The organism is Stenotrophomonas sp. Br8 (assembly GCF_014763005.1).
GTDB lineage: Bacteria > Pseudomonadota > Gammaproteobacteria > Xanthomonadales > Xanthomonadaceae > Stenotrophomonas > Stenotrophomonas lactitubi.
Window position 1 is genome coordinate 115059 of sequence record NZ_JACGTN010000009.1, and the last position, 12792, is coordinate 127850.

Genomic DNA, 12792 nt, shown 5'->3' on the forward strand with positions numbered 1-12792 from the left:
GATGTATGCCTTCTGTAGAGCCGAGCCCATGCTCGGCTGACGCCTGCCCGAACAGCAGCCGACCGTAGGGTCGGCTCTACAGAATCAAGCCTCGCGCATGCGCCGGGCAATGGCGCTGCTGGCCGCGATGGCCGCCGTCAGCGCCACCATCGACAGGAACTGCAGGCGCGTATGCGCCTCACTCAGCAACAGGCCGAAGATCAACGCAAGGATGCCCAGCGCGCACACGGTCAGCCACGGGAAGCCGGCCATGCGGAACGGCAGGCGCGTGCCCAGGCGGTCGGCGCGACGGCGCAGCACCAGCTGCGAAACCAGCGACAGCGTCCACACCAGCAGACAGGTGGAACCGACGATGTTCAGCAGTACCGGCAACACCTTGTCCGGGAACAGCAGTTCCATGATGGTGGCAGCGAAACCGAACAGGACGCTGGCCAGCACCGCGATCACCGGCACCTGGCGCGGGTCGGTCCAGCCCAGCACGGCCGGTGCTTCGCGGCGTTGCGCCAGCGAATACATCATGCGCGAGGCGCCGTAGAGATTGGCATTGAGCGCCGACAGCAGGGCGATCACTGCGATCAGGGTGATGGCCGTGGCCGCACCCGGGATGTTGGCGACATCGAGAACCGCGGCGAACGGCGATTTCAACGCTTCGCTGGTCCACGGCACCACGGCGATGATCACGCTCAGCGAACCGATGTAGAACACCAGGATGCGCCAGGCCACGGTGCGGATGGCACGGGCGATGCTGCGCTCGGGGTCTTCGGTTTCCGCCGCCGCAACGGCCACGATCTCGGTGCCGCCGAAGGCGAACACCACCACCAGCAGCGCCGCACCGATACCGGCCAGGCCCTTCGGTGCGAAGCCACCGTGCTCGGTGAAGTTGCTCAGGCCCGGCGAGGCCACCTGCGGCAGCCAGCCCATCAGCAGCGCCACGCCAACGGCGATGAAGGCCAGGATAGCCGCCACCTTGAGGATGGCGAACCAGAATTCGAACTCACCGAAGTTCTTCACCCCGAGCAGGTTGATCGCGGTGAAGAACAGCATGAATGCCAGTGCCGCCATCGGGACCGGCACCACCGGCCAGACCGTGGCCAGCAACCCGGCCGCGCCCACCGCCTCGGCGGCGATGACGATGACCAGCTGCACCCACCACAGCCAACCCACGGTGGCGCCCGCGGTGGCGCCCATGGCATCGGCTGCATACACCGAGAACGCACCGCTGGTCGGTTTGGCGGCGGCCATTTCGCCCAGCGCGTTCATGACGATGATCACCAGCGCGCCGGCCACCAGGTAGGACACCAGCACTGCCGGGCCGGCCGCCTGCACGCCCACGCCGGAGCCGAGGAACAGGCCGGCGCCGATGGCGCTACCCAGCCCCATCATGATCAGCTGGCGTGGCTTGAGCGAATGGCCGAGGCGGGAGGGCGAAGCGGTCTGATCGGGAGTGGCGGGCATCGGCAGGGCTGGCGGCGGCGACAAGGGCGACACCTTACCGTGTCCAGCCGCCGCGGGGATAGGCACAGCGCAGCAGGGAACTCAGGCCGGTACCGGCTCGCCGACATTCCCACCAATACGGGCGCGGTAGGCGCGCGGCGAGAAACCGGTTTCAGCCTTGAACTTGCGGGTGAACGCGCTCTGGTCGCTGAAACCGCAGGCCTGGCCGATGCAGGCGATGCTCTCGTTGCCATGCAGCAGGTGCATGGCCATCTGGATCCGCAGCCGGGTCAGCACCTGCTGCGGGGTCATCTGGAACACCTTGCGGAAGCTGCGCTCCAGCTTGGACAACGAGAATCCGGTGATGTCCAGCAGGGTCTGCATCCGCACGTTCTCGGCGTAGTGCGTATTGAGATGGGCCAGGGCCAGCCGCAGCTGCTCGTACTGGGTGCCCAGGCTGTCCTTCTGGCCGAGGTCGCGGGAGATGCCGATCAGCCCTTCGACCTGCCCGTCGACCACCAGCGGTCGCTTGCAGGTCAGGCACCAGCCCGGTTCGCGGTTGGCGAACAGATGCAGTTCCATCAGGTTCTCGATCACCTCGCCGGACAGCACGCGTGCGTCCTGGTCGACATAGTCCGCACTCAGGCCGGTGGGGTAGATCTCAGCCGCGGTGCGTCCGATCACGTCCTTGCGCGCACGCAGGCCCAGCCGTCGCAGCATGGTCTGGTTGACGTAGGTGTAGCGGCCCTGGCGGTCCTTCATGAAGAACAGCACGTCCGGAATGGCGTCGAACAGGGCTTCGATGTCGGCGGGTTCGACTCGCATGCGGCAAGCATACCCGAGGCGCCGATTTGTCTGCGCGTTCACTCCCACGGGACCGTGCATTAACACCGACGGCGCCAGTGTCTGGGGTCTGCCCCTACCCGCTCCAGGAGATCCTCCATGGCCGCCAGCAAGCCGACCGGCAAGCGCGCTCCCGCCACTCCCTCCGCCGACCGTGACAGCCGCGGCCAGGGCGATGAACTGCATCAACTCGCAGGAGGCTCCCATCCGGTACTGACCAGCAACCAGGGCATCCCGGTCGCCGACAACCAGAATTCCCTGCGCCAGGGGCCGCGTGGACCGACCCTGCTGGAAGACTTCCTGCTGCGCGAGAAGATCACCCACTTCGACCACGAGCGCATTCCCGAGCGCATCGTCCACGCGCGCGGCTCGGCTGCCCATGGCTTCTTCGAACTGACCAAGTCGCTGGGCAAAGTGACGCGGGCGAAGATCCTCACCGAGGTCGGGGTGAAGACGCCGGTGTTCACCCGTTTCTCCACCGTCGCCGGCGGCGCCGGCTCGGTCGACACCCCGCGCGACGTGCGCGGCTTCGCGGTGAAGTTCTACACGAAGGAAGGCAACTGGGATCTGGTCGGCAACAACATCCCGGTGTTCTTCATCCAGGACGCGATCAAGTTCCCCGACCTGATCCATGCGGTGAAGATGGAACCGGACCGCGCGTTCCCGCAGGCGGCCAGCGCGCACGACACATTCTGGGATTTCGTCTCGCTGATGCCCGAGTCGATGCACATGATCATGTGGGCGATGAGCGACCGCACGATCCCACGCTCGCTGCGCACCATCGAAGGTTTCGGCATCCACAGCTTCCGCCTGCTGGATGAAGAAGGGAACTCCACCTTCGTCAAGTTCCACTGGCGCCCGAAGCTGGGGCTGCAGTCCACGATCTGGGACGAGGCGCTGAAACTGCAGGCAGCCGACAACGATTTCCACAGGCGCGACCTGTTCGAGGCGATCCAGCGCGGCGACTTCCCCGAGTGGGAGTTGGCGGTGCAGTTGTTCAGCGAGGAACAGGCCGACGGCTTCCCGTTCGACCACCTGGACCCGACCAAGATCATCCCCGAGTCGCTGGTACCGCTGCAGGTGATCGGACGCATGGTGCTGGACCGCTGGCCGGACAACTTCTTCGCCGAGACCGAGCAGGTTGCGTTCTGCCCGGCCAACGTGCCGCCCGGCATCGACTTCAGCAACGATCCGCTGCTGCAGGGGCGGCTGTTCTCCTATCTGGATACCCAGCTGATCCGCCTCGGCGGGCCGAACTTCAACCAGATCCCGATCAACGCTCCGAAGTGCCCGTTCGCCAACCACCAGCGCGATGGCCACATGCAGATGCAGGTGCCGAAGGGACGCGTGGCTTACGACCCGAGCTCGCTGCAGGAGGACAGCCCGCGCGAAACACCCGCAGGTTTCCGCAGCCATGCCAGCGCCGATGACGGGCGCAAGGGCCGCACCCGTGCGGAGGGCTTTGCCGACCACTACAGCCAGGCACGGATGTTCTTCCGCAGCCTGGAGAAACCGGAGCAGGCGCACCTGGCCTCGGCGCTGGTGTTCGAGCTGTCGAAGGTGGAAACGGAGAAGGTGCGCGTGCGCACCGTCAGCCATCTGCGCAATATCGACGAAGGACTGGCCAAACGCGTGGCCGATGGGCTGGCCCTGCGTACCCTGCCCGACCCGGCACCGACCGCAACCCCCGCGCAGGACCTGCCCGCCGCACCCGAAGTACGCGTGATCGGCCGCAACAAGCCAGTGCTGCAGGGGCGCTGCATCGGCATCCTGTTCGACGAAGGTTCCGATGCGCGAGTGATCGCCAACCTGCGCAAAGCCGCTGAAAAGGCTGGCGCCAGCGTCAAGCTGGTCGCACCGAAAGTCGGCGGCGCCACGCTCAGCGACGGCAAGGTGCAGGCCGCCGATGGACAGCTGGCCGGTACCCCGTCGGTGGTGTTCGATGCGGTGGCCGTGGTGCTGAGTGCCGATGCTGGCAAGGCGTTGGCCAAGGAAGCGGCGGCCGTAGGCTTCGTCAGCGACGCCTGGGCGCATCTCAAAGCGATCGCCAGTGACGAAGGTGCACAGGCCCTGCTGAAGGCAGCGCGCGTCGGCAACGATGCAGGCACCGTCGAGGCCGAAGACAGCAAGGCCTTCCTCACCGCTGCCGCCACCCGCCAGTGGGCGCGCGAGCCGAAGCTGCGCCTGCTGGCCTGATCATCCGACAGGAGAATGCTCATGCCCCGTGGTGACAAATCCGCCTATACCGACAAGCAGAAACGCCAGGCCGAGCATATCGAAGCGAGTGAGCGCGAACGTGGTGCCAGCGAAGGCACCGCCGAGCGCATCGCTTGGGCCACAGTGAACAAGCAGGATGGTGGCGGCAAGCGCAGCGGCAGCGCGCGCACGAGTACGAAGGAGGCAGCGCCGGCCCGCGCCAGCAGTTAACCCGCAGTCGGCAGCGCCCTCACCCAACCGGCCACCACGGCGGCGGCCGGTTCGGCACAGGTCTGCAGCAGCAGATGCGGCCCTTCCAGTGCAACGTGCCGCGCATGCGGCAACAGCGCCTGCAGTTCGGCCACACTCGGCGGCCACAACAGGTGGTCTTGGCGCGCCTGCAGGCACAGGGTCGGCACCGTGATCTGAGGCAGCAGTGCGCGTACGTCCACCCGCAGGGTTGCTGCGGCGCGCTGCCGCAGCGTGGCGGCCGGGATCTGCGCCAACGCATCGCGCAGCATCGACAGGTGCTCGCGGGTGCGCCATCGCCCCAGCAGCAGGCGTGCCAGCAACGCTGCGGGAGGCATCGGCCAGGCCGGCGACAGCAGTGCCGCGCCGGCTGCCGGCAATGGCACGGGCCGATGTGCGAAGGTCGCGGCCAGTACCACTCCGCGCAGCCCGCGCGGATGCCGCATTGCGAGTTCAACCGCCAACGGGCCCGAGAAGGACTCGGCAAGCAGTACGAATGGTCCATGTGGCAACCGTGGCCACAGCCCCTCGGCAAGCGCGGCGTAATCTTGGGCTCCCTGTGCAGGCAGTGCGATGGCCTGCGTTGTCAGCCCATGAGCCTGCAGCGCGGACAGGAACGAGGTCGACATCCTGCCGGTGCCATCCAGGCCTGGCAGCATCAGTACGTGCAGCGGCGCAGCCGACGCATCGCCGCACTCCTTCTCCTCGTTTCCGGTTTCCATGGCACCTCCTTTGCTGGCAAGCATCGCCCGGATCGGCACGCCGCGGAAGCTCCTGTTCTGCGCTTCTTCCGCTGCGTCGGCCAAGGTTGCGCGATACTGCCGGCTTCGCCGCAGGATGCGGCTACCAGGGAGAACCGTTGATGCGATGGACCTACGCACTGGCCATGATGGCCCTGATGCTGCCACTGACCACCTTTGCCGGCGATGGCTGGATAGATGGCGACGGCAAGGCGGTGCCGCAGACCGATGCCATGAAGTCCAAGGATGGATTTGCGGCATCACTGCTGGTCACCTCCGACGCCGATTGGCGGGCCAAGTGGGACACCCCAGCGGACACCACGCCGAACTTCACCGAGGCCAGCGACGTGCAGCTGGGCGGAGAGTTGTTCGTGCTGACGTTCCTGTCCAACCCGCAACTGGGCGAGGATGGCGCAGCCAAGGTCCACTGCGACGTGCGCATGCTGCGCCCGGACGGCAGCACCAGCGCGGATGAGCGCGATGTTCCCTGCTTCACCGCCCGTCTGCCGGGTCCACCCACCTTGTTGTACATGACCAACGTGCAGCTGAAATTCGTCGCCGAACCCGGCGATCCGAAAGGTACGTGGACTGCGCAGGTGGTGGTCAAGGATCTGCTGCGGGGTGTGAGCCTGCCGCTGCAGGCCCACTTCGAGGTCCGTTGAAAGGAGGCCTGCGGATGAAGATGCGACGATTGTTCAGCTGGACCGGCCTTGCGCTGTGCGTGGCCTACCTGCTGTTTACCGCGTGGCTGGTTCACGGCGCACAGTCGGATGCGGACCCGAAGGGTACCTACATCCTGATGGCGCTGCCCATCACCTTGCAGTCTGCCGCGCTTGATGCCATCGGCGCAGGCGGCCTGCTGTACGGCAAGCCCTGGTCGACCGCGTATGCGGTGCTGGTGCCACCAACACTACTGTTCCTGTACGCGGCCGGTTGGTGGATCGAACGCTCGGCGCGCGGGCGCTGACGGCACTCAACCGTTGCGTGCATCGACGCCCTGCATGCGGCCATCGCATGCAGGGCGTCATCCAACATCCAACTACGGACTGCTTACGCCGCGCGCGCAGACACGGCAGGCTTGCGCACACCCTGTTCCAGCTGGAACACCGACACCGACGTGGTCAGTGCATGCGCCTGCTCTTCCAGCGCGCGGCTGGCAGCAGTGGCTTCTTCCACCAGGGCCGCGTTCTGCTGGGTCACCTGGTCCATCTGCACCACCACCTGGTTGACCTGCTCGATGCCAGCCGCCTGTTCCTTGCTGGCGGCGGCGATGTCGCTCATCAGCAAGGTGGTACGCGAACTGGCCTGCGCCACGCGCGCAATGGCAGCTTCGGACTGCACGGTCACCGCCAGGCCGCTCTGCACCTTGGCGGCGGCGTCCTCGATCAATTCCTTGATCTCCTTGGCAGCCACGCCCGCACGCTGTGCCAACGTACGCACTTCGCTGGCGACCACCGCGAAGCCGCGGCCCTGTTCACCGGCGCGCGCCGCTTCCACCGCGGCATTCAACGCCAGGATGTTGGTCTGGAAGGCAATGCCATCGATCACCGTGGAGATTTCCGAGATGCGCGCGGAAGACTGATCGATCTCGCCCATCACCGTGGCCATCTGTGCCATGGCCTGCTCGGTCTCGCGCACGGCAACGCCGGCCGCGTGCGCTTCGCTGTCGGCCTGACGTGCCAGCTCGGCGTTCTGGCGCACGGTCGAGGTCAGCTCTTCCATCGAGGCGGCGGCCTCTTCCAGATTCGCGGCCTGTTGTTCGGTACGGCGCGACAGATCGTTGTTGCCGGCGGCCAGTTCCTGTGCCGCGTTGTTGATGCTGTCGGCCGCTACCTGGATGCCGCGCACGATACCGGTCAGCTGCGTGGTGGTGGTATTGGCATCGTCGCGCATGCGCGCGAAAACACCTTCGTAGTCGCCTTCCATGCGCGCGGTGAGGTTGCCATGCGAGATCGCGCGCAGCACGTCGGAGACATCGGCGATGCTGGCCTGCGAACTGGCCATCATGCCGTTGAGGTGGTTCACCATCGCCTGGAACTGGTACTGGAATGCCGCGGCGTCGCCACGCATGCTGAAATCGCCGGCGCGCGCGGCACGGGCCAGTTCATCGATCTGCGCGTTGATCGCCATCAGGCTCTGCTTGACCGCCGCCAGGGTGCGGGTCAGCGTGCCCTTCTCGCCCGGGTACTCGGGCAGATCGCGGCTGAGATCGCCGATCGCATAGCGCTGCATCACCTCGGCCATCAGCAGCTGCACCTGCACGTGCGATTCGACCAGGTGATTGGTGGCCTGCACCATGCGGCCGAAGTCGCCGGGGAAGGCGCTGGCATCCATCCGGTAACGGATCGCACCGGCTTCATGCTGCTCGGCCATCTGCAGCTGGGCGCCGATCGCCGCCTGCACACTCTGGCGCACGCTGGCCATGGCCTCGCCGAGCTGGGTCAGCTCGTCACGACCGCCAAGGCGGAATTCCTGGTCCAGTTCGCCCTTCGACAGGCGCTCGGCCAACTGCACCGCACGTGCCAGCGGGCCGGTCATGCTGCGACCGATCAACACCGACGCGGCGATGCCGACCAGCAGGGCCACGCCGCCCAGCGCCAGCAGCTGCAGCAGGCTGCGTTCGCCTAGGCGGATCGCCTCGGCAGCGGCCTCACGGCTTTCCTTTTCCTCATACGCCACGCCATCGGCCAGGGCCTTGTTCCAGCCATTGGCCGCTTCCTGCACCGGCCCCAGGGTCAGCGCCACGGCAGCGGGGAAATCGCCCTGCTCCATCAGTTCGCTGGTCTGCTTGTTGAGCGGACGCGCGAGCGCACGCTTGGCGGCGATGGTCTCGCCGATCACCTTGCCCTCGGCATCGCCGGGCAGGGCCTGGTAGGCAGTCCAGCTGGCCTCGTAGCGCTTGACCAGATCGGCGATGCGCTGCTCGTCTTTGGCGCGGTCTTCGCCCTGGCGGATCAGCATCTCGCGTCGCACGACCATCATCTGGTTGTTGGCATCGAGCATCTCCGACAGCAGCCGTACCTTGGCTACGCCAACCTCGACCACCTGCTCCATCGCGCGCTTCTGCACGGTGGTGGCGGTAGCGCCGGTGGCCACTACGGCGGCAACCAGCAGCAACAACAGGCCAAAGCCAAGCCCAAGACGCCAGGCAACCCTGACGTTCCTCAAGTAGTTCATGGGGTGAATCCAAAACGGGGGGGATGCGCCCATATCGGCCTGCCTGTCGGGAATCTTGATCGTCCCCCATGCGCCTGCGTCGGAAGCCGTTCACCTTGGTGAGGTGCGGTCCTCCGCTTCCGCGGTGGGTCTTTGGCGTGGCGATGCGCTCCCGCTGCTCATGCCGGCATCAGTTCCTTTTCACGGCGGCTACGCAGCGTTTGCAGGCAGGGTGGAGGCGTTATCTGTTTGGAGACGCCCATGCCCGTATGCCGCCCCGCCCTGCTTGCCCTGTCGCTGCTGATCTCGCCCGCCTTCGCACAGTCCACGCCACCTGCGGGCCTGCCAGCGCCGATTGCCGAAAAAGCCGGTCCTGACACGGCGGCACGCTCGCCCCTGCATGCGCAGGTCCTGCTGGACCGTGCGAATTTCTCTCCGGGCGAGATCGATGGCGAAGTGGGCAGCAATCAACGCCGTGCGGTGTCCGGTTTCCAGGCTGCGCACGGGCTGACCGTCAGCGGTGAACTGGACGACGCCACCTGGAAGGCCCTGCAGGCCGATTCGGCTGGTCCGCTGGCAAGCTACACGCTGACCGCCGAAGACGTGGCCGGTCCGTTTGTCGCCATCCCGAAGAAGCCGGCCGAACAGGCCAAGCTGAAATCCCTGGGCTTCAGCAGTATCGAAGAATCACTGGGCGAACGTTTCCATGCCGCCCCGGAGCTGCTGAAGGCCCTCAATCCCGGCGTGGATCTGAGCAAGGCCGGCAATCGCATCCAGGTGCCCAACATTGCGCCTGCCGCTTTGCCCAAGGCGGCCAAGCTGGTGGTCGACAAATCCGACTCCACCCTCCAACTGCTGGACGTGCAGGGCAAGGTGATCGCGCAGGTACCGGTGTCGTCAGGCAGCGAGCACGACCCGCTGCCGATCGGGGAGTGGAAGATCCTCGGCGTGTACCCGGATCCGCCATTCCACTACAACCCGAAGCTGTTCTGGGACGCGAAGAAGGGCGATCGCAAAGCCACGATTCCGCCCGGCCCGAACAATCCGGTCGGCCGGGTCTGGATCGACCTGTCCAAGCCGCATTACGGCCTGCACGGCACGCCGGTACCCGGCCACGTCGGCAAGACCGAATCGCACGGCTGCGTGCGCATGACCAACTGGGATGCGCTGCGCGTGGCCGCGGCGGTGGATACGTCGGTGGTCGTGGTGATGCAGGAGTAAGCCGATGCGACTCGCGCAACTGATCGTGCTGGGACTGGTGATGGGCGTGGCTGCCGGGTGGTGGCTGCAGCGCGATGGCAAGCCGTCCGATGGCGCGACCGTCCACTCTCCTGCAGTGGTTGCGGCGGACCACGCACCTGCCGTACCCGCGGAGCAGGCAGCGACGGCAATCGCTGCGCCCGCCCCAGCAGCAACCGGCGACACACCCTCCGGTCTGCTGCTGCCGGTACAGGGCATTGCGCCGTCGCAACTGCAGGACACCTTCACCGACGCACGCAGCGAAGGCCGTGTGCACGATGCCATCGACATCATGGCCGCTGCCGGCACGCCGGTGCTGGCCGTGGCCGATGGCCATGTCGAGAAACTGTTCGACAGCAAACGCGGCGGCCTCACCCTCTACCAGTTCGAACCCAGCGGCCGCTGGTGCTACTACTACGCGCACCTGCAGCGCTACGCCGACGGCCTGGCCGAGAAACAGACCATCAAGCGCGGCGATGTGATCGGCTACGTCGGCAGCACCGGCAACGCCAACCCCGAGGCCCCACACCTGCATTTCGAAGTGCACGCGCTGGGACCGGAAAAACAGTGGTGGAAGGGCGAATCGCTCAACCCCTATCCGCTGCTGAAAAAAGGGGACGGAGGGGATTAAGTCGCAACCCGCACGGTTTGTCCGGGGCGTCTATACAGCGCGTGGACCCTTCCTGCGCAGCGCGATGGTGAAGATCACCAGTGCGATGCCTGGAATCAGCAGCAGCAGCGCCACCAGTTTCCAGAAGAAGAATGGCCAAAGCCAGATGTAGTCCAAGTCGGTCAGCTTCAGAAGATCCAGCGGCGGTTGCAGCTCGACGGTTGCCGGCCTGCCGACCAACGCCGGCTCCACCTCCAGCACGGTTACCCGCAGCCAGGAACGGCCACGGGGCAATGCGTCACCGCGGCCATAGCCGAAGTACGCGGCGGTGAAACCCGCCGTTTCAACGGTTTCCACTCTGCGCACGACATCCGTCGCGGGCGGGCCTGATCGCACGCTTGCGCGGAAGTCCGCGCGCTCGTTGGGCGTTTCGATGCGCATCAGCACGTCGGGGTCGAGGGCCGGGTCGGCAGCGTTGGGCGGGTAGCGCAGCCGCAACCGCAGGCGATCGTCAATGAAGCGGTAGACCGTGATCTCCGCGCTCGCACCGGGGCTCAGCACCAGCGGCAGGGTCTGCGTGCGTGAGGCCAGGTGGTTGGCCACAGCGCCCACCGCCAGCACCACACAAGCGGCTGCCCACAGGCCCCAGAACACCCACAGGGTGATCCGCAGCACCCTGGTCCCTTTCACGCTGACATCGTCGGTCATCGGTCCGCTTCCCTGCTGGCACTGCGTACACACTAACGAAAAAGCCCCGCTTTCGCGGGGCTTTTCCTTCACGTCAGCGTGCGGTCGCTCAGGCGAACGGATCCTGCAGGACCATGGTGTGGTCGCGGTCCGGGCCGGTGGAGACGATGCTGATCGGGCAGCCGGCCAGCTCTTCCAGCGAGCGCAGGTAGGCACGTGCAGCCGGCGGCAGGTCTTCCCAGTTGGTGATGCCGTGGGTGTTCTCGGTCCAGCCCGGGAACTCCAGGTACACCGGGGTGCACTCTTCCCAGCCCTGCGCGTCCAGCGGCGCGTACTCGGTACGCTTGCCGTTGTATTCGTAGGCGATGCAGACCTTCAGCTTTTCCATGCCGTCCAGCACGTCCAGCTTGGTGATGCACAGGCCGCTGATGCCGTTGATGGCCACGGCGCGCTTGAGGGCGACGATGTCCATCCAGCCGCAACGACGCGGGCGGCCGGTCGAGGCACCGTACTCGGCACCGCGGTCGCGGATGCCCTGGCCGATTTCATCGTCCAGCTCGGTCGGGAACGGGCCACCGCCAACGCGGGTCGCGTAGGCCTTGGCGATGCCCAGCACGTAGTCGATCGCATCAGCGCCGACGCCGGCACCGGCCAGCGCGCCACCAACGGTGGTGTTGGAGCTGGTGACGTACGGGTAGGTACCGTGGTCGATGTCCAGCAGCGCGCCCTGCGCACCTTCGAACAGCACGCGCTTACCCTGCTTGCGCAGGTCATGCAGGATGCCGGCAACGTCGGACTTCATCGGCTGCACGTACTCGCCGAAGGCCAGCGCCTCGTCGAAGGTCTTCTGGAAATCGACCGCGTCGGTCTTCAGGTAGTTGGTCAGCACGAAGTTGTGATAATCCAGCGCGGTGCGCAGGAGTTCTTCCAGCTGCTTGGGGTAATGCAGGTCGGCGATGCGGATGCCGCGACGCGCCACCTTGTCTTCGTAGGCCGGGCCGATGCCACGGCCGGTGGTGCCGATCGCCTTGCCGCCGGCAGCGCGTTCGCGCGCCTGGTCCAGGGCGATGTGGTACGGCATGATCAGCGGCGCGGCCGGGGAGATCTTCAGGCGCGAACGCACTTCCACGCCGGAGGTTTCCAGCTCGGCGATTTCCTTCTGCAGCGCAGCCGGCGAGATCACCACGCCGTTGCCGATCAGACACAGCGCATCGTCACGCAGGATGCCCGACGGGATCAGGTGCAGGACGGTCTTCTTGCCGTTGATGACCAGGGTGTGGCCGGCATTGTGGCCGCCCTGGAAGCGCACGACCGCGCCGATTTCCTCAGTGAGCAGATCGACGATCTTGCCCTTGCCTTCATCGCCCCACTGGGCACCAAGCACTACGACAGACTGACCCATGACGGGTTCCTCTATTTGTTGCGGCCATCGGGGCCGCGGACGGGTAAACCGCAGCGGGGCTGGCCAGCGCTTGGGTGGCGGCTCCAAACGGGGAGCGGCCGGCGATGGAAGGCCCAGACACGGAAAAAGCCGAACGGGGAGGCCCGTCCGGCTTTTGTGCATTATCCGGGTTTCCGGGGTCGGCTGCCACCTTTCCGACGGACGGCTTCACCGGCCGGTCAGGCGCCCTGCCCCGG

Annotated in this window: 12 protein-coding genes; 6 read left to right on the forward strand and 6 right to left on the reverse strand. The window is 66.3% G+C overall.

All coding sequences use genetic code 11. From position 1 onward, the window contains the following. Positions 1-84 precede the first annotated feature (84 nt). Both H3005_RS10525 and H3005_RS10530 read right to left on the reverse strand, forming a co-directional pair. Positions 85-1455: an amino acid permease gene (locus H3005_RS10525; protein WP_100554175.1), complete on the reverse strand. Its 1371-nt coding sequence runs from the start codon at positions 1453-1455 to the stop codon at positions 85-87. An 81-nt stretch (positions 1456-1536) separates the two neighbouring features. Further along, entirely contained in the window at positions 1537-2259 is a 723-nt protein-coding gene (locus tag H3005_RS10530) for an AraC family transcriptional regulator (RefSeq protein WP_099818914.1), read from the reverse strand. Between the two features lie 117 nt (positions 2260-2376). Between H3005_RS10530 and H3005_RS10535 the strand changes: the two genes are divergently transcribed. Both H3005_RS10535 and H3005_RS10540 read left to right on the forward strand, forming a co-directional pair. Continuing rightward, positions 2377-4473 carry a catalase gene (locus H3005_RS10535; protein WP_191078132.1) on the forward strand — a complete coding sequence of 699 codons (2097 nt, stop codon included), beginning with the start codon at positions 2377-2379 and terminating at the stop codon, positions 4471-4473. 21 nt (positions 4474-4494) lie between these two features. Further along, entirely contained in the window at positions 4495-4704 is a 210-nt protein-coding gene (locus H3005_RS10540; RefSeq protein WP_191078182.1) for a hypothetical protein, read from the forward strand. Here the strand turns inward: H3005_RS10540 and H3005_RS10545 are convergent. Beyond that, positions 4701-5444, reverse strand: coding sequence for an alpha/beta hydrolase (locus H3005_RS10545; protein ID WP_191078133.1), 744 nt, complete (start codon positions 5442-5444; stop codon positions 4701-4703). The two genes, H3005_RS10540 and H3005_RS10545, sit on opposite strands and share 4 nt — an antisense overlap. Before the next feature lie 140 nt (positions 5445-5584). On the opposite strand from H3005_RS10545, the gene H3005_RS10550 reads away from it, so the two are divergent. After that, the gene (locus H3005_RS10550; RefSeq protein ID WP_191078134.1) at positions 5585-6124 is read left to right on the forward strand and encodes a hypothetical protein; all 540 of its coding nucleotides are present in this window, start codon (positions 5585-5587) and stop codon (positions 6122-6124) included. A gap of 14 nt (positions 6125-6138) precedes the next feature. Further along, positions 6139-6429, forward strand: a complete 291-nt coding sequence (locus H3005_RS10555) for a hypothetical protein (protein ID WP_100553225.1) — start codon at positions 6139-6141, stop codon at positions 6427-6429. 83 nt (positions 6430-6512) lie between these two features. Here the strand turns inward: H3005_RS10555 and H3005_RS10560 are convergent, their stop codons facing one another. Further along, the gene (locus H3005_RS10560; RefSeq protein ID WP_100553226.1) at positions 6513-8639 is read right to left on the reverse strand and encodes a methyl-accepting chemotaxis protein; all 2127 of its coding nucleotides are present in this window, start codon (positions 8637-8639) and stop codon (positions 6513-6515) included. 240 nt (positions 8640-8879) lie between these two features. On the opposite strand from H3005_RS10560, the gene H3005_RS10565 reads away from it, so the two are divergent. Both H3005_RS10565 and H3005_RS10570 read left to right on the forward strand, forming a co-directional pair. Continuing rightward, positions 8880-9839 carry a L,D-transpeptidase family protein gene (locus tag H3005_RS10565; RefSeq protein ID WP_191078135.1) on the forward strand — a complete coding sequence of 320 codons (960 nt, stop codon included), beginning with the start codon at positions 8880-8882 and terminating at the stop codon, positions 9837-9839. A 4-nt stretch (positions 9840-9843) separates the two neighbouring features. After that, positions 9844-10488: a peptidoglycan DD-metalloendopeptidase family protein gene (locus H3005_RS10570; RefSeq protein WP_191078136.1), complete on the forward strand. Its 645-nt coding sequence runs from the start codon at positions 9844-9846 to the stop codon at positions 10486-10488. A gap of 30 nt (positions 10489-10518) precedes the next feature. Here H3005_RS10570 and H3005_RS10575 read toward each other — a convergent pair whose 3' ends face one another. Together H3005_RS10575 and H3005_RS10580 are read right to left on the reverse strand one after the other, a co-directional pair. Then, positions 10519-11157, reverse strand: coding sequence for a hypothetical protein (locus H3005_RS10575; protein ID WP_191078180.1), 639 nt, complete (start codon positions 11155-11157; stop codon positions 10519-10521). Positions 11158-11263: 106 nt separating this feature from the next. Next, positions 11264-12556 (reverse strand): adenylosuccinate synthase, encoded by a 1293-nt coding sequence (locus tag H3005_RS10580; protein ID WP_089236458.1) that lies wholly within the window; start codon positions 12554-12556, stop codon positions 11264-11266. Positions 12557-12792 lie beyond the last annotated feature (236 nt).

What these genes read in the sequence shown, in the direction of transcription:
- H3005_RS10540 (WP_191078182.1), top strand. Translation starts at nt 4,495, where the DNA reads ATGCCCCGTGGTGACAAATCCGCCTATACCGACAAGCAGAAACGCCAG.
- H3005_RS10550 (WP_191078134.1), top strand. Translation starts at nt 5,585, where the DNA reads ATGCGATGGACCTACGCACTGGCCATGATGGCCCTGATGCTGCCACTG.
- H3005_RS10545 (WP_191078133.1), bottom strand. Translation starts at nt 5,444, where the DNA reads ATGGAAACCGGAAACGAGGAGAAGGAGTGCGGCGATGCGTCGGCTGCG.
- H3005_RS10530 (WP_099818914.1), bottom strand. Translation starts at nt 2,259, where the DNA reads ATGCGAGTCGAACCCGCCGACATCGAAGCCCTGTTCGACGCCATTCCG.
- H3005_RS10570 (WP_191078136.1), top strand. Translation starts at nt 9,844, where the DNA reads ATGCGACTCGCGCAACTGATCGTGCTGGGACTGGTGATGGGCGTGGCT.
- H3005_RS10580 (WP_089236458.1), bottom strand. Translation starts at nt 12,556, where the DNA reads ATGGGTCAGTCTGTCGTAGTGCTTGGTGCCCAGTGGGGCGATGAAGGC.
- H3005_RS10555 (WP_100553225.1), top strand. Translation starts at nt 6,139, where the DNA reads ATGAAGATGCGACGATTGTTCAGCTGGACCGGCCTTGCGCTGTGCGTG.
- H3005_RS10525 (WP_100554175.1), bottom strand. Translation starts at nt 1,455, where the DNA reads ATGCCCGCCACTCCCGATCAGACCGCTTCGCCCTCCCGCCTCGGCCAT.
- H3005_RS10565 (WP_191078135.1), top strand. Translation starts at nt 8,880, where the DNA reads ATGCCCGTATGCCGCCCCGCCCTGCTTGCCCTGTCGCTGCTGATCTCG.
- H3005_RS10560 (WP_100553226.1), bottom strand. Translation starts at nt 8,639, where the DNA reads ATGAACTACTTGAGGAACGTCAGGGTTGCCTGGCGTCTTGGGCTTGGC.
- H3005_RS10535 (WP_191078132.1), top strand. Translation starts at nt 2,377, where the DNA reads ATGGCCGCCAGCAAGCCGACCGGCAAGCGCGCTCCCGCCACTCCCTCC.